This window comes from Flavobacterium hydrophilum (assembly GCF_003202405.1).
In the GTDB taxonomy this organism is placed as follows: domain Bacteria; phylum Bacteroidota; class Bacteroidia; order Flavobacteriales; family Flavobacteriaceae; genus Flavobacterium; species Flavobacterium hydrophilum.
Window position 1 is genome coordinate 253,780 of record NZ_QJHL01000001.1, and the last position, 24,247, is coordinate 278,026.

Consider the following 24,247-nt stretch of genomic DNA (forward strand, 5'->3'; position numbering starts at 1 on the left):
ATCACTTGAAAAATTATTTTCTGTTTTTTATAACTCTTTTGGTTTCCTTTTTTGGTTATTCATCGAATAGTACAGATACTATTTTGGATAAGCTAAACGATGCCGTGAAAAATAAACAGTATTATGTCCGGCTAAAAGAAGAACGCATTTTAAATTTCAAAAAAATAAAATCAGAAGAGCTGTCAAAAGAACAAGAGTATAATTATAATCAGGCTTTATATGAAGAATATCAGAAATTCAAATCAGATTCCGCCATTTTTTATATAAAGAAAAACCTGAAAATTGCTGAAGAACTTCATAAAAAAGAGCTGCTGAATCTGGCACAATTGCAATTGGCAAACCTGTATTCATCAACAGGAAAATACAGAGAATCAGAAGCTATTATAAAAAGCATCAATAAAAAAGAATTAGAAAAATCATTACTGCCTAATTATTATGTTACCTATCGCGAATTTTATGAGCATTATAACGCAAACAGTCCTAATTGGGGATTTATTGAGCAAATAGGGAAATATCGTGATTCGTTGCTGGGCGTTTTAAACCCTAATTCTTTAGATTATAAAATCAATAAAATTCAGAAGGATATTTACCATAAGAAATTTGATGTTGCTGAAAAAGAATTACTAAGTCTGTTGAAAGGAATGAAAGACGATAATCCACAATTTGCAATGATTACCTATCTTTTGGGGAACATTTCAGAAAAGACCAATAAGATCAATTTAGTAAAAAAATATTACGCTCTTTCGGCAACTTCAGATATTAAACAAGCCATAAAAGATAATGCTTCACAACAGGAACTGGCTATGGTTTTTTATGAATTGGGAGATGTTGATATGGCATATAAACTCACACAATCTGCTATTGAAGACGCATTATATTGCAACGTGCAATTTCGAACACTTCTGATGTCACAACTTTATTCGATTATCAATACTGCTTATTTAGAACGTGAAGCCCAGCGAAAAACAGAACTCCAGGTTTATCTTTTGTGTATTAGTTTGTTATCGTTGTTTTTAATTGTCGCTGTAATTTACGTTTATAAGCAGATGGAAAAAGTATCCAGAATTCGTGGAGAACTTTATGAAACCAGTCAGAAATTAGCGGAATTAAACAAAGATATTACAGAGGCAAATAATCAGCTTCAGGAACGTAATGCTCAATTATCAGAATCCAATCATATTAAGGAGGAGTATATTGCAAATTTCTTTAGTCTGTGTTCAGCCTACATCAATAAGCTCGAAAATTATCGCGTTATCTTAAACAAAAAGGCAACAGCCAAACAGTTTGATGAAATTTACAAAATGTTGAAATCAACTACTTTGGTTGATAATGAACTGGAAGAATTATACAGAAATTTTGATACTATCTTTTTAAGTCTGTATCCTACTTTCGTAAAAGACTTCAATGCTTTGCTTATCCCCGAAGAACAAATTATAGTAAAACATGGAGAATTGCTCAATACAGAACTTCGAATTTTTGCACTTATCAGACTTGGAATAACGGATAGCGTAAAAATTGCTGCTTTTCTTCGCTACTCTTTAAGCACTATTTATAATTATCGTACCAGAGGAAGAAATAAGGCTATTGTTTCCCGAAATGACTTCGAGGAAATGGTTATAAAAATTGGTTTACTTTCTCAAAAAGCCTAATTCTTTATTTTAAAATCACTACTTTTTTTAAGGTTCATTTTAGTTTAAGGTTTTGATTTTTAGTTGTTTATTTTTTAAAATTACTACTTTTTTTTATTCAGAATTTTTACGAAGACGATATCGTTATAGCTTTACCATATTATTTAGAAAGCATTTTAAAGGGCAGATCTAAAATAGTATAGTAATGATTAATAAATAAAAAGGTATGTTTAAAAACGTTAAAGTAATAGTTGTTTTACTGTTACTGAATTCATTTGGAATTAATTCACAAAATAAAATTCCAATTTATCTTGATGATAAAAAACCTCTTAATGATCGTGTCGAAGATGCGCTTTCGCGAATGACAACTGATGAAAAAATTGCCATGATTCATGCGCAGTCCAAATTTAGTTCACCGGGTGTGCCGCGTTTAGGAATCCCTGAAAACTGGATGACCGATGGACCACACGGAATCCGTACCGAAGTAAAGTGGGACGAATGGGATCAGGCAGGCTGGACTAACGACTCTTGTATTGCATTTCCGGCACTTACCGCCTTATCTGCGACATGGAACAAAGAATTAGCCTCATTATATGGTAAATCATTGGGAGAAGAAGCACGTTATCGTAATAAAAATGTACTCTTAGGACCTGGTGTAAATATTTACAGAAGCCCATTAAACGGACGTAACTTTGAATATATGGGAGAAGATCCCTTTCTAACCTCTAAAATGGTTGTTCCTTATATTAAAGGAGTTCAGTCAATTGGTGTGGCTGCCTGTGTAAAACATTTTGCATTGAACAATCAGGAAACTAATCGTAATTCGGTAAATGTAATTGTTGATGATCGTGCCTTGTACGAAATCTATTTGCCGGCCTTTAAAGCTGCTGTTCAGGAAGGTGATGCGTGGGCCATTATGGGGTCTTACAATAAATATAAAGGACAACAATGCTGTCATAATGAGTTTTTGCTAAATGACATTCTTCGTGGTGAATGGGGTTTCAAGGGAGTTGTTGTTTCAGATTGGGGAGGAGTTCATGACACAAAACAATCAATTTTCAATGGGTTGGATATGGAGTTTGGTTCCTGGACCAACGGTCTTTCATGGGGAACTAGTAACGCGTATGATAATTATTATCTGGCAAAACCATATTCAGAAATGATTAAAAAAGGTGAAGTAGGTACTAAAGAATTAGACGAAAAAGTGCGTCGTATTCTGCGTTTGTCTTTCCTTACTAATATGAATAAAGACAGACCTTTTGGATCATTTGGAACAGAAGAACATGCAAAAGCTGGTTTGAAAATTGCTGAAGAAGGAATTGTATTGCTTCAAAATAACAACAATATTTTGCCAATCAATCTTTCCAAAACTAAAAAAATCGCTGTTATTGGTGAAAATGCCATCAAAATGATGACAGTTGGAGGAGGAAGTTCATCATTAAAAGCAAAATATGAAATCACTCCGCTGGAAGGTCTGAAGAAAAGAATCGGTAATCAGGCTGAGATTGTTTATGCACGCGGATATGTTGGAGATCCGACAAGTAATTATAATGGTGTAATAGCAAAAGTGAGTTTAGAAGACAAACGTTCACCTGCTGAATTGACTGCCGAAGCTTTGAGGGTAGCCAAAGACGCTGATGTAGTCCTTTTTATTGGAGGATTAAACAAAAGTGATAATCAGGATGCCGAAGGAGCAGACCGTAAAGATTTAGGACTTCCATACAACCAGGATAAATTAATCAGTGAGTTAGTTAAGGTAAATAAAAATATTGTTTACGTAAATATTTCAGGAAATGCTGTAGCAATGCCGTGGGTAAAAGAAGTTCCGGGAATTTTGCAGGGATGGTTTTTAGGTACAGAAGCAGGAAATGCACTGGCAAATGTTTTAGTTGGAGATGTGAATCCATCGGGAAAATTAACCTTTACTTTTCCTGTAAAATTATCTGATAACGGAGCACATGCATTAGGCGAATTTCCGGGAGGTGATGAGGTTAAATATAACGAAAGCATTTTTGTAGGGTATCGTTATGCAGATAAACAAAAAGCAAAACCATTATTTTCTTTTGGGCACGGATTAAGTTACACCACTTTTGAATACGGAAAAGTAACTGCTGATAAGAAACAAATGTCTGCTAATGATCAGATTACATTTTCTGTAAAAGTAAAAAACACAGGAAGCAGGGAAGGATCAGAAATTGTTCAGTTATATATCAGTGATTTAAAATCTTCATTGCCTCGTCCAATAAAAGAATTAAAAGGTTTTGAAAAAATTTCGCTTAAAGCGGGAGAAGAAAAAACAGTAGCTTTTACAATCGATAAAACGGCTTTGAGCTTTTTTGACGATAAAAAACACGACTGGATTGCAGAAGCGGGAGCTTTTGAAGCGATTGTTGGTGCATCTTCAACCGATATAAAATCTAAAGTGATTTTTTCGCTTCAATAATTTCATTAATTTTCTAAATTGGTTGGTTGAAAAGCTGTAATCGTAAAAAGTTACAGCTTTGCTTTTTGAAAAATAGTCAGATATAAAATGTTTAACTTTTATAAAAAAAAATAATTATGAAACGAATAGCTTTATTTGCAGCAGTATTCTTTTTAGTACAAAACCTTTCGGCGCAAAGCCTGAACAAAATGCAATGGTTTAATGAACCTGAAAAGTGGGAAATTAAAAACAATGCCTTAATTATGAACGTGACCGCTGGTAGTGATTATTGGCGTATTTCGCATTACGGTTTTACGGTTGATGATGCCCCTTTTTATTATGCAACTTATGGAGGTGAGTTTGAAGCCAAAGTAAAATTAACCGGAAATTATATTGCACGCTTTGATCAAATGGGTCTGATGATTCGAATAGATGAAAAAAACTATATTAAAACAGGAGTTGAATTTGTTGATGGAAAATTCAACATAAGTACTGTTGTAACACATGATAAAAGTGACTGGAGCGTAACAACGCTTGAAAAAGCGCCGCCATTTATATGGATAAAAGTGGTAAGAAGATTAGATGCTGTTGAGGTATTTTACTCTTTCGATGACAAAAATTATATAATGACAAGAAACGCACCATTGCAGGATAATACACCGGTGATGGTAGGTCTGATGGCCGCTTCACCTGACGGAAAAGGGTTTGAAGCTAAATTCGAGAATTTCAAAGTAACTCATTTACCGGATCAGCGCAGGTTAGAATGGTTAAAGAATCATCAAGATTAATTATCAATTATTAATTGTTGATTGTAAATAAAAAAACGAATGATAGTGTAATTAAACTTTATATTTACAATTAATAATTAACCATTAACAACTAATTACTAACCCATTGACCATTTTATGACCGACATTAAACCAAAAAAACATTATGAAATTTTAGACGGCTTACGTGGTGTAGCTGCAATTATAGTAGTCGCTTTTCATATTTTTGAAGCCTTTACTGGCGGAAACCGTTTTAAGCAAATTATCAATCACGGTTATCTTGCCGTAGATTTCTTTTTTCTTTTATCAGGATTTGTTGTAGCCTATGCTTATGATGACCGCTGGGGGAAAATGACCCAATTGGAATTTTACAAACGTCGTTTGATTCGCCTGCAGCCTATGGTTATTATGGGAATGATTATTGGCGCCATATTCTATTACTTTCAGGCTTCGGATATTTTGTTTCCGATGATTGCCGGGATGGAAGTGTGGAAGGTAATTTTAACCATGATTATTGGTTTTACATTACTTCCTGTTCCGCCATCAATGGAGATTAGGGGATGGGGTGAAATGCATCCGCTTGACGGACCTGCCTGGTCACTTTTTTTCGAATATATAGCGAATATTCTTTACGCTTTAATCTTTCGAAAATTCTCTAATAAAGTTTTAGGAATCTTTGTGTTGCTGTTTGCAGGCATGTTGATTAATTATACAGTTTTTGGTCCAAAAGGAGACGTTATCGGAGGATGGTCACTGAATCTGGAGCAAATGAATGTTGGATTTACACGTTTACTGTATCCTTTTTTCGCCGGAATTTTGCTTTCCCGATTAGGAAAATTAATTCATATAAAAGGTGCTTTCTGGGTATGCAGTTTATTGATAGCAATTGTGCTGATGATGCCAAGAATTGGAGATAAAAACAGTCTTTGGATGAACGGATTATATGAATCGTTTTGTATTATCCTGATATTTCCTTTGATAGTGTCAATTGGAGCAGGAGGTGAAACAAAAAATCCGTTTTCACTTAAAATCTGCAAAGTTTTAGGTGATATTTCGTACCCGATTTATATCACGCATTATCCGTTGATCTATTGGTACACAGCCTGGGTTGTAGATAATAAAATTTCTTTAGAGGACGGATACATAGTAGGAATTGGAGTTTTAGTTGCCAGTATTGTACTCGCTTATTTATGTCTGAAATTGTATGATGAACCCGTTCGTAACTGGCTGCAGAGTAAATTTCAAAAGCGCAAAGTTGTTGCTGCTGAATAATTTTTGAGGATAAAAATAATTTAAAAAGGGATGAACTGTTTAAAAGTTTATCCCTTTCTATTTGATCGTTGAGATGCATTTTACATCTGAATTTAAGACATAAATTGTTATTGTAAAACCAATTCTGCTAAAGCTTCTTTACTGAAACCTTTTAATTGATCCGTTTTTCCTGCTTTAATTTTTGCAACCCAATTCGGATCTGATAATAAAGGCCTTCCAACGGCAGCCAAATCAAAATCGCCTCTGTCGAAACGTCTGTTTAATTCTTCCAAAGAAGTTGGCTCAGAACTTTCTCCTGCAAAAGCTCCGAAGAAATCACTTGATAATCCGATTGAACCTACTGTTATTGTTGGTGCTCCGGTAACTTTTTTAGCCCAGCCGGCAAAGTTCAGATCCGAATCTTCAAATTCAGGTTCCCAGAATCTTCTTTGTGAACAGTGTAAAATATCTACTCCTGCATCAACAATTGGAGTAAGCCAGGCTTCTAATTCCTGAGGGTTTTTAGCCAGTTTGTAATTGTAGTCAGAAGGCTTGAATTGAGAGAATCGCATAATTACAGCAAAATCTTCACCAACTTGTTTTCTGATTTCTTTTACAACTTCAATAGCAAAACGATTACGTTCCGGAAGTGTTTTTCCTCCATAAATATCGTCACGGAGATTGGTTTCGGCTCTAAAAAACTGATCAATTAAATATCCATGCGCACCGTGAATTTCGATAGTATCGAAACCTAATCTTTTTGCATCAGCAGCCGCTTTTCCAAAAGCTAAAATAGTGTTTTCAATATCTTTTTCAGACATGGCAATACCATTTCTAAAATCAGGACGATTAAACCCGGAAGGTCCTTCAAAAGGAACAGGAGGTACCCATCCCGAGTGATGATTGTCCATGATTCCCATATGCCAGATTTGCGGTCCCATCTGACCTCCGGCTGCATGAACTTCATCAATGACTTTTTTCCATCCTTTTAAAGCCTCATTGCCGTAAAAATGCGGTACATTGGCATCGTTTGATGATGAGGGTCTGTCAATAACAGTTCCTTCAGATAATATAAGTCCCACTTCGCCTTCAGCTCTTTTTTGATAGTATGAAGCAACATGTTCGGTTGGAGTTCCGTTTGGAGAAAAGGATCGCGTCATTGGCGCCATCACAATTCTGTTTTTAAGATGTAGTGTTTTCAGATCGAATGGCGAAAACAAACTGTTTGTACTCATAATAATTTACAAATTAGATTCAATTAATTTACTGAGTGCTTCAAAGGCACTTTCGTTGCGTTTGTAGTATGTCCATTGTCCAACTCGCGTAGATTCTATAAGACCTGCACGTTGTAAAATCGACAAATATTCAGAAACTGTAGATTGAGTAAGGCCTGCTTTGGCTTGTATCTGACCAACACAAACGCCATGTTCAAATCCTGCAGTGATTTGATCCGGGAAGTTGAGTTCGGGTTCTTTTAGCCATTCCAGCATTTGTAATCTTGACTTATTAGACAATGCCTTAAAAATTTCTACTTGTTCCATACTGCAAATATATCGACTTTTCCCGATATGTAAATTAATTAAAAATAATTTTAGATAAATTTTATGATAAGCGATTAGTTTTTAGAAAATATAATGATTGATTTTGAGCCATTCTTTACAGTCATTGCTCCAAAACTGACTGGTGTCTTTTACTCCTAAGCCAAATCCATGACCGCCTTTTTCGTAAATATGCAATTCGGCTGAAATATTGTTTTTCTTTAATGCTAAATAATAATTAATGCTATTTTCAGGTATCACAGCACCATCATCTGAAGCATGCACTAAAAATGTCGGAGGCGTTTGTGAAGTGACTTTTTTTTCATTAGAAAAATTATCAATAAGAAGCTGAGATGGATTTTGACCTAATAAGCTCGTCTGTGAACCTTTATGTGTAATACCGTTTTCCATAGATATCACCGGGTAAATTAAAATTGAAAAGTCTGGCCGGGCACTCATGTTAAATTTTGATTCATATACTTTATCATCAAAATGTGTTGCTAGTGTTGATGCTAAATGCCCTCCGGCGGAAAAGCCTATCGTGCCAATTTTATTCGGATCAATATTCCATTTGGATGCATTGGATCTAACATAACGAATTGCTTCCTGAGCATCTTGCAAAGGTCCAACGGATTTATTTTTCATAATTAAATCACTGGGTAATCGATATTTTAAAACAAAAGCCACAATTCCTAAGCTATTTAGCCACTCTGCTACTTTAGTTCCTTCCTTATCCATTGATAAATGCGAATATCCGCCACCCGGAAAAATAAGAACTGCAGTTTGATCAGGCTTTGTTTCTTTAGGAATGAACACACTTAATGTTGTGACACTAACTAAGCTTGTACTTTGGATTTTGCCTTCTTTTAAAACTTCTTTTTCTTTGTAATCGGGAGCATTTATTTCATCCGGTATTTTATTCCAAAGAGATAAAATTTCAATTTGAGAATGTAAATTAGGGATGATTCCAAATAAAAAAAGGAATAAATAAAATGTTTCTTTGAAATTAGTTGCTGTAAATGTTTTCAAATTTTAAACGAATTAGATTTAAATACTTAGTACTCTACGAGTATTATGTTATTGGTTGGTAAATAATTTAAAGGACAGATTGTTTAATGAGAAATCAATAATAAAACTTTATAAAAACAAGTTTTATTTGGTATTATATCAATGTTTTATGTATTGTTTGATTTAACAAAAGTATTATTTATTATGTAATTTTACATCTGTTTTTTTACTATATATGTTTAATTTGTTGGATGAAATAATTTTATAAGTAATTTATTTGGAATATAAGTATTTAAACTTATATTTGTGCAATCGATTACATTTTTAGGTTTCTATTATAATTAATTATACTTTTGAAACTTTATAAATAATCAACGAAATCGATTTACATAAAATTGAAAATATCAGTTTTTAAAATTAATTTAAAGGTTTTATAACCAAAACAAACATAGTTACTATGAGTCAAACCAACAAATCTATTGGAAATTATCGCTGGAGTATATGCGCATTGTTGTTTTTTGCAACAACCATTAATTATTTAGACAGACAAGTTCTTTCGTTAACATGGAGTGATTTTATTGCACCGGAATTTCATTGGACCAACAATGATTATGGTAACATTACTGCGTTGTTTTCTATTTTTTATGCTGTCTCTTTATTGTTCGCAGGTAGATTTGTAGACTGGTTAGATACAAAAAAAGGATTTTTATGGGCTATTGGAATTTGGTCTTTGGGAGCTTGTTTGCATGCTTTTTGCGGTATAGCGACATCTGGAATTATTACAGGAGACTGGTTTGTAGGTTTTGAAGGAGCAAAAGACGCTATTCATACAGTTAACGATACTGCATTGGTAATTAATGTGAGTGTTACCTTGTTTATTTTTGCCCGTTTTGTCCTGGCAGTTGGTGAAGCCGGAAACTTTCCTGCGGCAATCAAAACAACAGCAGAATATTTTCCTAAAAAAGACAGAGCATTTTCAACCAGTATTTTTAATGCCGGGGCAACCGTTGGGGCTTTAGCTGCACCGATTACTATTCCGTTTATTGCTAAGGCTTTCGGATGGGAAATGGCATTTATTATCATTGGGGCCTTAGGTTTTGTATGGATGGGTTTCTGGGTTTTTATGTATGATAAACCAGAAAAACACCCAAGAGTTAGTGCTGAAGAATTAGCTTATATACAACAGGATGATATTGCGGATAGTAAATTAGAAGGCTATGTAGCTGAAACTAAAACAAAAGTTTCTCTTGCAGATTGTTTTAAATACAAACAAACCTGGGCTTTTGCTTTTGGTAAATTTATGACAGATGGTGTTTGGTGGTTCTTTTTATTCTGGACTCCGGCTTATTTAAGTTCTGTTTACGGAATGGATTCAACTGAAGCGGCATTGCCATTATTTGTATTGTACATGATTACTTTATTGTCAATTATTGGTGGATGGCTTCCAACTTATTTCGTAGAAAAGAAAGGGATGAATCCATATGAGGGAAGAATGAGAGCGATGCTGATTTTTGCTTTTTTTCCTTTGTTAGCTTTGATTGCACAGCCATTAGGGTATATCAGTTACTGGGTGCCGGTAATTATTATAGGAATCGCAGGTGCGGCTCACCAATCATGGTCGGCTAATATTTTTACAACAGTTGGGGATATGTTTCCTAAAAAAGCAATTGCAACCATTACTGGAATTGGAGGTTTAGCAGGGGGTATTGGTTCTACTTTAATTAATAAAGGTTCAGGATTATTATTCGATTACAGTAAAGATACAAACATGTCTTTTATGGGATTCCAGGGAATTGAGGCTGGGTATTTTATCATTTTTTCAATTTGCGCAGTATGTTATTTGACAGGCTGGATTGTTATGAAATCTTTGGTTCCTAAATATGCTCCGATTACTGATCTTTAAAAGATTAACACAAGCTAACTAATTAACCAACCAAACCAAACCAGATTATGAACCAAACCAACGCAGCGATAGGAAAATATCGCTGGACAATATGTAGCTTAGTTTTCTTTGCTACAACCGTAAATTATTTAGATCGAAATGTAATCAGTTATTTAAGACCTTTTCTTGCAGAAGCTTTTCATTGGACTCCGGAACAGGAAGTAATCGATTACTCTAATATAGAAATAGCTTTTAAAATCGCCTATGCATTAGGTATGCTGGTTGCAGGAGGGATTATTGATAAATTAGGTACAAAATTAGGTTATGCATTAGCAACCGGTTTATGGAGTTTAGCAGCAGTTGGTCATGCTTTAGCAACGGGTACAGGGGGATTTATAATTGCGCGTGTATTTTTAGGGATTACAGAAGCAGGAAATTTTCCTGCCGCTATCAAAGCAACAGCCGAGTGGTTTCCTCAAAAAGAGCGTGCTTTAGCAACTGGTATTTTTAACTCAGGAAGTAATATTGGAGCTATCATTGTTCCTTTATCGGTACCATTTATAGCTGAAAATTATGGTTGGCAATGGGCTTTGATTGCAACTGGCGTCATAGGGTTTATATGGCTGATTTTGTGGTTTGTTTTTTATGAAGTGCCTCAAAAACAAAAGAGATTATCACAAGCGGAGCTCGAATATATAAATGCTGATAAAGTTGATGTGATTGAAGCAGAGGATACTGAAAAAGTTTCCTGGTTGAAATTATTGAGTTTTCGTCAGACCTGGGCCTTTGCAATTGGAAAATTGCTAACAGATCCGGTTTGGTGGTTTTATTTATTTTGGTTGCCTGATTTTCTGATGAAACAATATAAGCTTTCGACTACCGAAATTATTTGGCCATGTGCTTTAGTTTATGTTATTGGAAGCGTTGGAAGTATTTTTGGAGGCTGGCTTCCGTTAAAATTAATTGAAAAAAACTGGCCAGCTTATAAAGCTCGTAAAACAAGTATGCTGCTTTATGCATTTGCAGTTTTACCGGTGTTATTTTCGCAATATTTAGGAACGATAAATATGTGGTGGGCTATTTTGGTAATTGGTTTAGCAGTTTCGGCTCATCAGGCCTGGAGTGCTAATATTTTTACAACTGTGTCCGATATGTTTCCTAAAAAAGCAACTGCTTCGGTTACAGGGATAGGGGGGATGTTTGGAGCTGTTGGTGGAATTTTATTAACCGCGGTAGTTCAAAAAAATATGTTTGTTTATTTTACTAAAATCGGTAAAATTGAAACAGGATACTTTATAATGTTCTGTATTTGTGGAGGTGCTTATTTATTAGCTTGGCTTATCATGCATATTTTAGTTCCAAAAATGAAAAAAGTAGAAGTGTAATAATTACACAAATAAATTTTCATTTGTATTATGATATTTAAATATAAAAATATAATTTTGTGCAATCGATTACATTAAAAATAAAAATATGACAAAATATAGTTCCAGATACGCATCAAGCCCAGAAGCTGTTAAAAAATATGATACTCAGGAATTGAGAAATGAATTCCTGATTGATGATTTGATGCAGGAAGATGAAGTAGTATTGGTTTATTCTCATTATGACAGATATATTACAGGTTCTGCTGTTCCTGTAAAAGGAGATTTAGTTTTAGAAACCATTGATCCCCTAAAAGCTCCATATTTTTTAGAAAGAAGAGAAATAGGGATTATTAATGTTGGAGGAAATGGTTCTGTAATTGTTGAAGGAAATGTATATGAATTAGGATTTAAAGATGCCTTATATATCGGTAGCGGTAACAAAGAGGTTATTTTTAAAAGTGATGACAGTAATAATCCGGCTAAATTTTACATCAACTCTGCACCGGCACATACAACTTACCCAACGGTAAAAGTAAGTCTGGCAGAAGCGAATAAATTACAATTGGGTACTATGGAAACTGCAAATCACCGTACCGTAAACCAAATGATTATTGGAAGTGTAGTTACTACTTGTCAATTACAAATGGGAATGACAGAATTACGTCCGGGAAGTGTTTGGAATACAATGCCGGCACACGTTCATGATCGTCGTATGGAGGTTTATTTCTATCTTGACATTCCGGAAAATCAGGCGGTATGCCATTTTATGGGACAGCCTCAGGAAACAAGACATATCTGGATGAACAATCATCAGGCAGTAATTTCTCCGCCCTGGTCTATTCACTCGGGTTCCGGAACAAGTAATTATACTTTTATCTGGGGAATGGCTGGTGAGAACTTAGATTACGGAGATATGGATGTTTGTAAAATCACTGATTTAAGATAAGAATCATGACAAATTTATTTGATATAAAAGGAAAAGTTGCCCTTATCACAGGAAGTACTCATGGTCTGGGAATGGCAATGGCAAAAGGATTAGGTCAGGCCGGAGCAACAATTGTTGTAAACGGAAATTCTTCTCAGGAAAAAATTGATGCTGCAGTAAAAGAACTTCAAAGTGAAGGAATCAATGCTGTTGGATATAAATTTAATGTAACAGAGGAAGAACAAGTTAAAAACGCTGTCCAAAAAATTGAAGGTGAAGTTGGACCTATTGATGTTCTAATTAACAACGCCGGAATTATTAAAAGAATCCCACTAATCGATATGGAAGTTGCTGACTTCAGAGAAGTAATTGATATAGATTTAGTGAGTCCATTTATTGTTTCTAAGCATGTTGCTAAAGGAATGATCGAAAGAAGGCAAGGGAAAATCATCAATATTTGCTCTATGATGAGTGAATTAGGAAGAAATACTGTTTCTGCTTATGCTGCTGCAAAAGGAGGTTTGAAAATGCTGACTAAAAATATGGCGACAGAATGGGCTAAATACAATGTTCAGATTAACGGAATCGGGCCTGGTTATTTTGCTACTGAGCAAACTAAGCCAATACGAGTTGATGGACATCCTTTTAACGATTTTATCATCAGCAGAACACCTGCTGCTAAATGGGGAGATCCAAGTGATTTAGCCGGTGCAGCAATATTTTTGTCATCAAAAGCCAGCGATTTTGTTAATGGTCACATTTTGTATGTTGATGGAGGAATTCTTGCAACAATCGGAAAACCATCCAACGAAGAATAATTTTCAAATTATATTTTAAAATAAGACATGAGCTCTAATAAAACATTCATAAACGATAATTTTTTACTTGAAAATAAATACGCTGAAGAATTATATCATAATTATTCAAAAAATCAGCCAATTATTGATTATCACAATCACTTAAATCCACAGTTTATTACCGAAGATAAAATTTTTGATAATATCACAAATGTGTGGATAAACGGAGATCACTACAAATGGCGTGCAATGCGTACATTAGGTGTTAATGAGCAGTTTATTACAGGTAATGGTTCAGATAAAGATAAATTCTTAAACTGGGCAAAAACAGTTCCGTATACAATGCGTAATCCTTTGTATCACTGGACTCACTTAGAATTAGCACGTTATTTTGATATCTACGATTTGCTGAATGAAAAATCAGCTGAAAGAATATATGAGGAAGCTTCTGCAAAAGTAAATTCAGCAGAATATAGTACACGCAATTTGCTTAAAAAAGTAAATGCTGAACTGGTTTGTACTACTGAAGATCCAATTGATACTTTAGAGTTTCACCAAAAATTAAACAGTAATCCTTTTGAAACTAAAATGAGCACGGCTTTCAGGCCTGATAAAGCTATTTTGATTTCAAATGACGGTTACAATGCTTATCTGGACACATTGGGGGATGTGTCCGGAGTAGCAATCAATACTTATGCTGATTTACTTTCGGCATTAAGAAAAAGAATTGATTTCTTTAGTGCAAACGGATGTAAGTTAAGTGATCACGGTTTAGATCAGATTTATTTTGAGAACTTTACTGAATCTGAAGTAAATGCAATTTTCAAAAAGAAAAGAGAAAATCAAACAATAACTCCGGAAGAAGCGTTGAAATTCCAAAGTGCTGTATTGTTGTTTTTGTCTGAAACATACCATGAATTAGGATGGGTTCAGCAGTTTCACTTAGGAGCTTTGCGAAATAACAATGCGCGTATGCACAGAATTTTAGGACCGGATACTGGTTGGGATTCTATTGGAGATTATCCACAAGCTCAAAAATTATCTGCTTTCTTAAATGCATTAGACAGTAAAGATAAATTAACAAAAACGATTATTTATAACTTAAATCCTGCTGATAACGAAGTGATGGCTACCATGATTGGTAACTTTAACGACGGAAGTGTTAGAGGAAAAGTACAGTTTGGATCAGGATGGTGGTTTTTGGATCAGAAAGACGGAATGACTAAACAATTAAACGCCCTATCAAACATGGGATTAATTAGCTGTTTTGTTGGAATGTTGACAGATTCAAGAAGTTTCTTATCTTTCCCAAGACATGAATATTTCAGACGTATTCTTTGTAATCTTCTTGGAGACGAAATTCAAAGAGGTGAACTTCCTGCAGATATGGAATGGATTGGAAAAATGGTTTCTGATATTTCATATAATAATGCAAAAGAATATTTTAAATTTTAATTAAATATTGATAATGAGTAAAGTAGTTGCATTCGGCGAAATAATGTTGCGTTTTTCTACAGAAAGGCATTTGCGTTTTTCTCAGGCTAAAGCGTTTACAGCGTCTTATGGCGGAGGTGAATTTAACGTTTGTGTTTCTTTGGCGAATTACGGAATTAATGCAGAGTTTGTTACCAGATTGCCTGAAAACGAAATTGGTTACTGTGCAGTGCAGGAAATGCGTAAAATGAATGTTGAATCTAAAAGTATTGTTTACGGCGGAGAACGTTTAGGGACTTACTATTTAGAAACAGGAGCAGGAACCAGAGGAAGCAATGTGGTGTACGATCGCGCGCATAGCTCGATGGCAACGATTCAAAAAGGAGATATTGATTGGAAGAAAGTACTTGAAGGTGCTACCTGGTTCCACTTTAGCGGAATTTCAGCTGCAATTTCTCAAAGTGCTGCAGAAGCTTGTCTGGAAGCAGTTCAGATAGCGCATGAATTAGGATTGACCATTTCATGTGATTTGAATTATAGATCAAAATTATGGCAATATGGCAAAACACCAAGCGAGGTTATGCCTGAGTTATTAAAATACAGTCACGTTATTTTAGGAGACATTGATACAGCTTATTTTATGTTGGGAATCCCTAAAGTAAACCCGGATTATCAAGACGAAAAATCATTACCGGCTTTATATTCTAAGTTATATGAGCTTTGTCCGAACTTAAAAACTGTGGCAACTACATTACGTTATTCCGTTAGTGCTTCTCATCAAAGAATCGGAGGTGTTTTATTTGACGGGAAAACCATTTTTAATGCTGCTGTACAGGAAGTAACTCCTGTAATTGACAGGGTAGGTAGCGGTGATGCATTTATGGGAGGATTAATCTACGGATTAGTTGAGTATAAAGAGGATAAACAAAAGGCATTAGATTTTGCAGTAGCTGCTTGTTGCTTGAAACATACAATTGCCGGAGATTACAATTTAGTTACATTAAAAGAAGTTGAAAACATGGCAGGAGGAAACTCTGCCGGATTAGTATCAAGATAAATAAAGTATGGCAAAGTATTCAAGAATTGAAGTAGCTCAGACGATGAAAGACAACGGGATGGTTCCTTTGTTTTTTCATTCGGATATTGAAATCAGTAAAAAAGTATTAAAAGCCTGTTATGATGGAGGTTCCAGATTAATGGAATTTACAAGCAGAGGTGATTTTGCTTTTGAGGTTTTTGGAGCATTAAATAAATACGCCCTGGCTGAATTGCCTGGAATGATGCTAGGTGTTGGTTCTGTTACTGATGCTGCTGCAGCTTCATTATACATGCAGCTTGGGGCTAATTTTATTGTAACTCCTGTGTTTAGAGAAGATATTGCAATAGCGTGTAATCGTAGAAAAGTGTTATGGTCTCCTGGTTGTGGAACTCTTTCAGAAATTGCAAGAGCAGAAGAATTAGGCTGTGAAGTGGTAAAATTGTTTCCTGCTGATATTTACGGACCTGAGTTTATTAAAGCAATAAAAGGACCTTGCCCTTGGACGACTATTATGCCAACAGGAGGTGTTTATCCAACTGTAGAAAGTTTATCTTCATGGTTAAATGCGGGTGCTACCTGTGTGGGTCTTGGATCACAATTGATTTCAAAGGATTTGCTGGATAAGCAGGATTTTGAAGGATTAAAAAATAAAGTAAGTGATGTGTTGAACATCATAAAAGATATCAGAAAAAAATAAATAAGGAATAATTAGTTTGTTCCTTATTGTAAAGCAGTTTTTTTTAGAGTTTTAAAGGTTGTAATTGAACATTACGCTTGAAAAATAAAGCTTGTCACTCCTCACAGCAAGCTTTATTTTAATCTTTACAAGTGTAATGTTTCTTTTACAATAAAAAACGGATAAGGGATTAATGAGGTTATTTATAACACTTTTAAGAGAAGATTTAAAATGAAAAAATTAAATAGAGTAAATACAGGATTAGAAAAATTAAATCCAATTAAAGTAGTTCAGTTTGGAGAAGGTAACTTTTTAAGAGCTTTCGTTGATTATGCTTTTCAAAGATTAAACAATGAAGTTGATTTCAATGCCGGTATTGCAATTGTTCAGCCATTGAAAGATGGTATGGTAAACATGATTAACGATCAGGATGGTCTTTATACTTTGTTTATGAACGGCATTAAAAAAGGGGAAAAAATACAAGATATTCAGTTAATTTCTAATATTGTAAAATCTATAAATCCATATAATGATTTTGCAGATTATTTAGCATTAGCAAAAGAAGAAGAACTTCAATTTATTGTTTCAAATACTACTGAAGCTGGAATTGAATTTCTTGATACAGATATTCCGGATATGCAACCGCCAGCAGCATTCCCTGCAAAGTTGACGGTTTTGTTACACGAAAGATTTAAACATTTCAATGGAGATGCTTCAAAAGGACTGACTATCATTCCATGTGAATTGATTGATTATAACTCAGAAACGCTGAAAAAATGTATCTTACAATATTGTGATTTATGGAAATTAGAGGATTCATTTAAAACATGGGTTTCAGAAGCGTGTACGTATCACAGTACTTTAGTTGACAGAATTGTACCAGGATATCCAAGAGCTGAAATTGAAGATTACAACAGCAAATTAGATTATCAGGATAATTTAATTGTTGCTGCTGAACCATTTTTCCTTTGGGCTATCGAAGGTGGTGAAGATTTAAAACAAAAGCTTCCTTTTCATAAAACGGATTTGAATGTGAAAATCGTTGATGATATACGTCCTTTCAAAATGATCAAAGTTCGTATTTTGAATGGTGCACATACCGCAATGGTTCCTACTTCACTTTTACACGGTAACAAACTAGTAATGGAAACCGTTAACGGAGATTTTACCGGGAAATTTGTAGACAATGTTATCAGTGAAATCAGCGAAACCCTTGCTATGGACAAAAATGAAATCACGGCCTATTCTGAAGAAGTAATGGATCGTTTTAAAAATCCATTTATCAAACACGCATTGGCTGATATTGCTTTAAATTCTATCTCAAAGTTCAAAGTAAGAGTTTTACCTAGTTTATTAGGATATTATAATACAAACAAAAAACTGCCTGTAAGTCTGACTTTTTCATTAGCTTCTTTAATCCAGTTTTACAAAGGAACATGGAACGGTGAAGTATTGCCTGTAAAAGATACTCCGGAATTAGTTGAAGCATTTAAAAATGCATGGCAATTAGGAGCTTTAGATTCTGTTGTAGCTGCTGTTTTAGCTAACACAGATTTTTGGGGTGAAGATTTAACAAAAATTAACGGTCTGTCTGAAGCATTAGTAGTAGCTTTAACTGAAATTGAAGCTAACGGAATTGAAAAAGGTTATGCTAATTTCAGCGCTAAAAACTAATTAAAACCTTTTTAAAATTATTATCATGCAAAAGAAATTAATAAAAGTAAATCCAATAGATAACGTAATTGTCGCTTTAACCGATTTGGTACAAAACGAACAAATTACATTTGAAGGAACTACAGTTTCACCAACAACTGATGTTAAAGCAAAACATAAAATCGCAGAGAAAGATTTTGCAATTGGTGATGAAATTATAATGTATGGCGTTTTGGTAGGAAAAGCTGTAGAACCTGTAAAAAAAGGAGAAGTAATTACCACCGAAAATGTAAAACATCAAAGTGAAAAAGTTTTTCGTAAAACTGGAAGTTTAGGTTGGACTCCACCAAATATAGATCGTTGGAAAGATAAAACTTTCAACGGATACCACCGTGCTGATGGACAAGTTGGGACCAAAAATGTATGGTTGTTTATTCCATTGGTTTTTTGTGAAAACAAAAATATCGAAAAACTGAAAGATATTTTTGAAAACGAATTATTGCCAAAAAAAGAAGTTTCTTATAAAAATTTATTACGTTCTTTAATTGAAGAAAAAAGCGTAGAAGAAGTTGCTGATAGAAAATCAAATGAAAATCTTTTAGATAATGTTGAAGTTAAATTCATTAATCATCAAGGTGGTTGTGGTGGAATTCGACAAGATTCGGAGTTGTTGGCAAAACTGCTTGCTGGATATGTAAACAATCCAAATGTTGCCGGTGCAACTGTTTTAAGTTTAGGTTGCCAAAATTTGCAAGTAGAGATTTTCAAAAACGCATTGAAAGAAATAAGTCCGAATTGTGATAAAGAAATTTTGATCTATGAGCAACAACAAATTGGTACTACCGATAAAATGTTTCAAATGGTGATTAAAGATTCTTATGAAGCCATTAAAAGAGCTAACAAAATCGAACGTAAACCTGCTCCTGTTTCAAAAATAAGTATTGGTTTGGAATGTGGTGGATCTGATGGATTTTCAGGAATTTCTGCTAATCCGGCATTAGGAGTTGTTTCCGATATTTTCGCAGCTTTAGGAGGGAAAACTATTTTGGCAGAGTTTCCGGAATTATGTGGCGTTGAACAAGAATTGATGAACCGATGTGTGGATGAAGAAAAGGCAGACAAGTTTTTATCTTTGATGAAAGCTTTTGAAAAATCAGTTGTAGATGCAGGTTCAGGGTTTGATATGAACCCGTCTCCAGGAAATATTAAAGACGGATTAATTACCGATGCCATGAAATCTGCCGGTGCATCTAAAAAAGGTGGAACTGCACCTATCGTAGATGTTTTAGATTACGGCGAATATATTTCAAAACCAGGGTTAAATCTTCTAAATACACCAGGAAATGACGCCGAATGTACCACAGGATTAGTTGGAGCGGGAGCAACAGTTGTTTTGTTTACCACAGGTTTAGGAAATCCGATGGGTAATCCAGTTGCACCCGTTGTGAAAATTGCTTCAAACACGGCATTAACTAACAGAATGTCGGATATCATCGATTTCAATGCTGGAACTGTGATTACTGGTGAAAAAAACATTACCGAAGTTGGAGCAGAAATCGTAGATTATATTATAGAATTGGCAAGCGGAAACGTAGAAACAAAAGCAGATCAACTGAAACAAGATGTATTTATTCCTTGGAAAAGAGGAGTTTCTTTATAAAATTTTCTCACCATATAAGTTATATAAGTAAATTTTATATACTATTATATTCAAAAACTAAAAGGCAGCTCATTTAAGAGCTGCCTTTTAGTTTTTGAAAACAACTTAAGTGTACTTTTTAAGCAGGATTGTATTACGAGCAAAAGTAAAATGAACTTATATAGCTTATATGTTAAAAAGAATTAAAAGGTAATTCTTGTAGAAGACTTTCGAATGTGTAATTCTGGTGCAAGGACTACCTTTTTTTCGATTTTAATAGTATCTGTTTTGTTTAATTGCTCTAAGAAAACCTTGGCAGCCATTTTTCCCATTTCAAGAGGCGACTGGTCTACTGAAGTTATGGAGAGTTCCATAAATTTAGTAAAAGGCTCGTTACTGAATCCTGCAACACAAAATTCGTCAGGAATGCTTATATTTCTTTCCTTTAATTCCTGAATAGCCCCTAAAGCAGCAAAATCACTTGAAGAAAATATGGCATCTGGAGGAGTTTCCAGTTGTAACAAAATGTCTACTGCTTCTTTTCCTGATTCTAAGCTACTTTTAATCGGAATAACATATTCTTCTTTAAAAGGTATTCCGCTATCTAATAGTGCTTGTTTGTAACCTAAAAACCTATTTTTAAAAATATCAAGAGACTGGTCACGGGAGAAGTGGGCAATATGCCTGCAGCCTTCATTAATTAAGTGTTTTGTTGTAAGGTATCCCCCTTTAAAATCATTAATTGTTACAGAACTTACCCCATCAATATGTCTGGTTCTGTCAAAGAAAATCAAGGGAACATTTTTTTGTAGTACGTTTTGAAAAGCATCATAGTTTTGATCGGTAACATCAGTAACAGACATTAGGATGCCATCTACCTGTGCGTCAATTAGAGCATAAAGATTTTCATTTTCTCTTTTTGCATCATCATGAGTTTGAGAAATAATAACATGATAGCCGTGAGGGTAAAGTTCTTCTTCAATTCCTCTAATAACTGTTCCGAAAAAATTATTATCTACGCGAGGTACTATAATACCTATATTGTTGCTTTTTCCACTTTTTAAAGCCAAAGCTAACTTGTTTGGTTTGTAGCCCATTAAATCAGCTGTTTCCTGAACTATTTCACGTGTGCTTTTTTTTATTTTTGGGCTGTTATTTAAGGCTCTGGAGACAGTGGCTGCAGTGATATTAAGTCTTTTAGCAATGTCGTAAATGGTGGTTTTTTCGCTCATTCAAAAAAAATTATTTTAGCAAAAATACCTTTTTTTTGAATAATCCAATGTAAAATGTTATCGATTGCTAAAATGATATTTTTATGCTTTTAAATCCTGTAATTATAAAGCATTTTCCTTGTTATTATGCAATAAATGCAATTATTTTACATTGAAGATAAATGATGAAAATACACTTAATTAGAGTAATTAGGAGAAAATTGCAAAATAAAGTTATTTCTCTCTGGATGTAGACTTACGAATATGTAATTCTGGTGCTAATACTACCTTTTTTTCGATTTTGATACTATCCGTTTTGGCAACTTGCTCTAAGAAGACACGTGCAGACATTTTTCCCATTTCGAGCGGGGACTGATCAACAGAAGTTATTGAAAGTTCCATGAATTTGGTAAAAGGTTCATTACTAAAACCAGCAACGCAAAACTCCTGTGGAATATTGATGTTTCGGTCTCTTAATTCCTCAATTGCCCCTAAAGCAGCAAAGTCACTGGAAGAAAATATGGCATCTGGAGGTGTTTCAAGTTCTAATAGGATATTAATTGCATTCTTTCCTGCTTCAACACTACTTTTAGACTGAATCACATATTTTTCATTAAACGTAATTCCATTATCGAGTAAAGCCTGTTTATATCCTAAAAATCTATTTTTGAAAATCTCCAATGATTGATCTCCGGATAAATGAGCAATACATTTACAGCCCTGATCGATTAATTGTTTTGTTGCGATGTAGCCTCCTTTAAAGTCGTTGATAGTAACTGAGCTTACACCGTTAATATGTTTGCTTCTGTCAAAGAAAATCAAAGGCACATTCTTTTCTAATACATTATGGAAAGCCTTGTCATTCTCATTAGTTACAGCAGTAACCGACATTAAAATACCATCAACCTGGGCATCAATTAATGTATAAAGGTTTTCATTTTCTCTTTTAGGATTTTCGTGAGTCTGACAAATAATAACCTGATAACCATGTGGGTAAAGTTCTTCTTCTATACCCCTAATTACTGATGCGAAAAAATTGCTGTCAATACGGGGAACTATAACACCAATGTTATTGCTTCTTCCGCTTTTTAGTGCCAGAGCTAATTTATTTTGTTTGTAGTTCATTGAAGCAGCTGTTTCAAGGACTAATTCTCTTGTGCTTTCTTTTATCTTTGGATTGTTATTTAAAGCTCTGGATACCGTTGCAGCTGTGATATTTAATTTTTTTGCAATATCATAAATGGTTATTTTTTCGCTCATTCAAAAATCTTATTTTGATTATTTTAACACAAAAATACATTTTTTTTAAATATACCTGTATAAAATGTTATCGATTACCTAAAATACTTTACTTGTTAAATAAAATAGGACAATAATAAAAAATTATGTTTTTTTTTAAGTTAAGTGCAATTATGTTTTATAATAAAAATTAAAAGTACAATCTTTTTTTAAATAAATTTGTTGAATTCAATCAATTTATCTATTTTCGTGTAATCGATTACATAACCTATAAAGGTGTGAATTTAATAATAAATGCTACAAAAAATGAGTGTATATAAGGTTTTAAAAAAACTTGGTACTTTTTTGGCCATGATTTCTGTTGTCTTTTTGATATCGTGTGCCACTAAGCAATCAAATGTGGCAGATGATCCATGGAATAAGATGGATTTAATTGTTAAAAGTATTCCTGAAGTTAATTTTTCTAATAAAACTTATAACGTCAAGGATTATGGGGCAGTTTCTGATGGAATAACATTTAATACAGCAGCTTTTGAGAAAGCAATAAAAGCCTGTACTGAAAATGGTGGAGGAAAAGTAATAGTGCCAAATGGTAAATATCTAACCGGTCCTATACATTTAGAGAATAATGTGAACTTACATTTAGAAGATGATGCTGAAATTCTTTTTAGTACAAATTCTAAAGATTATCCGATAGTTCATACTTCTTTTGAAGGAACGGAATTAATGAATTATTCACCACTTATATATGCCAAAAATAAAACGAATGTAGCTATAACAGGTAAAGGTACTTTAAACGGTCAGGCAAATAATAGTAATTGGTGGCCATGGTCCGGAGGGAAAGGCTACGGTTGGGAAAAAGGGAATCCTTCACAAAATGATCCGAAGAATCGTGAAGTTTTGGTAGATATGGCAGAAAAAAATGTTCCGGTTGCAGAAAGAATCTTTGGTGAAGGACGTTATTTGAGGCCTAATTTTATTGAGTTTTTTGAATGTAATACGGTTTTAATAAAAGACATTAAGGTGATTAATGCACCTTTCTGGATTTTACATCCCATAAAATCTAATAATATAATCATTGACGGAGTTACAGTAAATAGTCATGGCCCTAATAACGATGGCTGTGATCCTGAATATTCGCAAAACTTAATTATAAAGAATTGTGTATTTAATACCGGAGATGATTGTATTGCCATAAAATCGGGAAGAGATGCTGATGGAAGACGAGTAGCAATACCAAGTAAAAATATTATTGTACAGAATTGTAAAATGATAGATGGCCATGGAGGTGTGGTAATTGGCAGCGAAATATCTGCAGGTGTGAATAATGTTTTTGTTGAGAATTGTGTCATGGATAGTCCAAATCTGGATAGAGCGATTCGTATTAAAACAAATTCTAAAAGAGGGGGCATTATTGAAAACGTATATGTGAGAAATTTAGAAGTAGGAACAGTTAAAGAATGTGTTTTAAAACTAAACATGTTTTATAACGTATACGGATCTCAAACAGGTAATTTCATTCCAGTTATCAGAAATGTAAGTCTGGAGAATGTAAAAGTGAAAGAAGCTGGAAAATATGGTGTGTGGGCTGAGGGCTATAAAGAATCTCCTGTTGAAAATATCACTCTTAAAAACGTTGTTATCGAAAAAGCAGATTCCATTTATTTATTAAAAAATATCAAAAATTTTAATTTTATAGATACTTATATCAATAAAAAGAAAATAGAATCAATTAAAAACTAAAACTAATTTGTGTCTATGTCTGATGATA

19 protein-coding genes are annotated in these 24,247 nt (G+C 34.0%); 14 read left to right on the top strand and 5 right to left on the bottom strand.

Features of this window, described 5'->3' with window-relative positions:
• Window positions 1-5 precede the first annotated feature (5 nt).
• The 4 genes from DMB68_RS01200 (at window position 6) to DMB68_RS01215 (ending at window position 6,089) form a co-directional block, all read left to right on the top strand.
• Window positions 6-1,649, top strand: coding sequence for a DUF6377 domain-containing protein (locus tag DMB68_RS01200; RefSeq protein ID WP_110344860.1), 1,644 nt, complete (start codon window positions 6-8; stop codon window positions 1,647-1,649).
• Window positions 1,650-1,854: 205 nt separating this feature from the next.
• Window positions 1,855-4,071 (top strand): glycoside hydrolase family 3 C-terminal domain-containing protein, encoded by a 2,217-nt coding sequence (locus DMB68_RS01205; RefSeq protein WP_110344861.1) that lies wholly within the window; start codon window positions 1,855-1,857, stop codon window positions 4,069-4,071.
• 116 nt (window positions 4,072-4,187) lie between these two features.
• Window positions 4,188-4,838, top strand: coding sequence for a DUF1349 domain-containing protein (locus DMB68_RS01210; protein WP_110344862.1), 651 nt, complete (start codon window positions 4,188-4,190; stop codon window positions 4,836-4,838).
• Window positions 4,839-4,955: 117 nt separating this feature from the next.
• Window positions 4,956-6,089 carry an acyltransferase family protein gene (locus DMB68_RS01215; RefSeq protein ID WP_110344863.1) on the top strand — a complete coding sequence of 378 codons (1,134 nt, stop codon included), beginning with the start codon at window positions 4,956-4,958 and terminating at the stop codon, window positions 6,087-6,089.
• Window positions 6,090-6,196: 107 nt separating this feature from the next.
• Here DMB68_RS01215 and DMB68_RS01220 read toward each other — a convergent pair whose 3' ends face one another.
• From DMB68_RS01220 to DMB68_RS01230, 3 genes are all read right to left on the bottom strand, one after another.
• Complete coding sequence (locus DMB68_RS01220; protein ID WP_110344864.1) at window positions 6,197-7,303, bottom strand: NADH:flavin oxidoreductase; 1,107 nt, start codon at window positions 7,301-7,303, stop codon at window positions 6,197-6,199.
• Between the two features lie 6 nt (window positions 7,304-7,309).
• Entirely contained in the window at window positions 7,310-7,609 is a 300-nt protein-coding gene (locus DMB68_RS01225; protein ID WP_110344865.1) for an ArsR/SmtB family transcription factor, read from the bottom strand.
• A gap of 81 nt (window positions 7,610-7,690) precedes the next feature.
• Window positions 7,691-8,635: an alpha/beta hydrolase gene (locus DMB68_RS01230; RefSeq protein WP_110344866.1), complete on the bottom strand. Its 945-nt coding sequence runs from the start codon at window positions 8,633-8,635 to the stop codon at window positions 7,691-7,693.
• 436 nt (window positions 8,636-9,071) lie between these two features.
• Between DMB68_RS01230 and DMB68_RS01235 the strand changes: the two genes are divergently transcribed.
• The 9 genes from DMB68_RS01235 (at window position 9,072) to DMB68_RS01275 (ending at window position 20,047) form a co-directional block, all read left to right on the top strand.
• A complete protein-coding gene (locus DMB68_RS01235) occupies window positions 9,072-10,517 on the top strand; it encodes an MFS transporter (protein ID WP_031456304.1) in 1,446 nt (481 codons plus the stop codon).
• A 47-nt stretch (window positions 10,518-10,564) separates the two neighbouring features.
• Complete coding sequence (locus DMB68_RS01240; protein ID WP_110344867.1) at window positions 10,565-11,881, top strand: MFS transporter; 1,317 nt, start codon at window positions 10,565-10,567, stop codon at window positions 11,879-11,881.
• 88 nt (window positions 11,882-11,969) lie between these two features.
• A complete protein-coding gene (gene kduI, locus DMB68_RS01245; RefSeq protein WP_031456302.1) occupies window positions 11,970-12,809 on the top strand; it encodes a 5-dehydro-4-deoxy-D-glucuronate isomerase in 840 nt (279 codons plus the stop codon).
• A 5-nt stretch (window positions 12,810-12,814) separates the two neighbouring features.
• Window positions 12,815-13,606 (top strand): gluconate 5-dehydrogenase, encoded by a 792-nt coding sequence (locus tag DMB68_RS01250; RefSeq protein ID WP_110344868.1) that lies wholly within the window; start codon window positions 12,815-12,817, stop codon window positions 13,604-13,606.
• Between the two features lie 27 nt (window positions 13,607-13,633).
• Window positions 13,634-15,040 (top strand): glucuronate isomerase, encoded by a 1,407-nt coding sequence (gene uxaC / locus DMB68_RS01255; RefSeq protein WP_031456300.1) that lies wholly within the window; start codon window positions 13,634-13,636, stop codon window positions 15,038-15,040.
• A gap of 13 nt (window positions 15,041-15,053) precedes the next feature.
• Window positions 15,054-16,076, top strand: a complete 1,023-nt coding sequence (locus DMB68_RS01260) for a sugar kinase (protein ID WP_031456299.1) — start codon at window positions 15,054-15,056, stop codon at window positions 16,074-16,076.
• A 7-nt stretch (window positions 16,077-16,083) separates the two neighbouring features.
• On the top strand, window positions 16,084-16,755 hold the full coding sequence (locus DMB68_RS01265) for a bifunctional 4-hydroxy-2-oxoglutarate aldolase/2-dehydro-3-deoxy-phosphogluconate aldolase (RefSeq protein WP_110344869.1): 672 nt from the start codon (window positions 16,084-16,086) through the stop codon (window positions 16,753-16,755).
• A 210-nt stretch (window positions 16,756-16,965) separates the two neighbouring features.
• Window positions 16,966-18,408, top strand: coding sequence for a tagaturonate reductase (locus tag DMB68_RS01270; protein ID WP_110344870.1), 1,443 nt, complete (start codon window positions 16,966-16,968; stop codon window positions 18,406-18,408).
• A 25-nt stretch (window positions 18,409-18,433) separates the two neighbouring features.
• On the top strand, window positions 18,434-20,047 hold the full coding sequence (locus tag DMB68_RS01275) for a UxaA family hydrolase (RefSeq protein WP_031456296.1): 1,614 nt from the start codon (window positions 18,434-18,436) through the stop codon (window positions 20,045-20,047).
• A 182-nt stretch (window positions 20,048-20,229) separates the two neighbouring features.
• Here the strand turns inward: DMB68_RS01275 and DMB68_RS01280 are convergent, their stop codons facing one another.
• Both DMB68_RS01280 and DMB68_RS01285 read right to left on the bottom strand, forming a co-directional pair.
• Window positions 20,230-21,258 carry a LacI family DNA-binding transcriptional regulator gene (locus tag DMB68_RS01280; protein WP_110344871.1) on the bottom strand — a complete coding sequence of 343 codons (1,029 nt, stop codon included), beginning with the start codon at window positions 21,256-21,258 and terminating at the stop codon, window positions 20,230-20,232.
• Window positions 21,259-21,471: 213 nt separating this feature from the next.
• On the bottom strand, window positions 21,472-22,497 hold the full coding sequence (locus tag DMB68_RS01285; protein ID WP_110344872.1) for a LacI family DNA-binding transcriptional regulator: 1,026 nt from the start codon (window positions 22,495-22,497) through the stop codon (window positions 21,472-21,474).
• Between the two features lie 330 nt (window positions 22,498-22,827).
• On the opposite strand from DMB68_RS01285, the gene DMB68_RS01290 reads away from it, so the two are divergent.
• Window positions 22,828-24,219 carry a glycoside hydrolase family 28 protein gene (locus tag DMB68_RS01290; RefSeq protein ID WP_394335918.1) on the top strand — a complete coding sequence of 464 codons (1,392 nt, stop codon included), beginning with the start codon at window positions 22,828-22,830 and terminating at the stop codon, window positions 24,217-24,219.
• Window positions 24,220-24,247 lie beyond the last annotated feature (28 nt).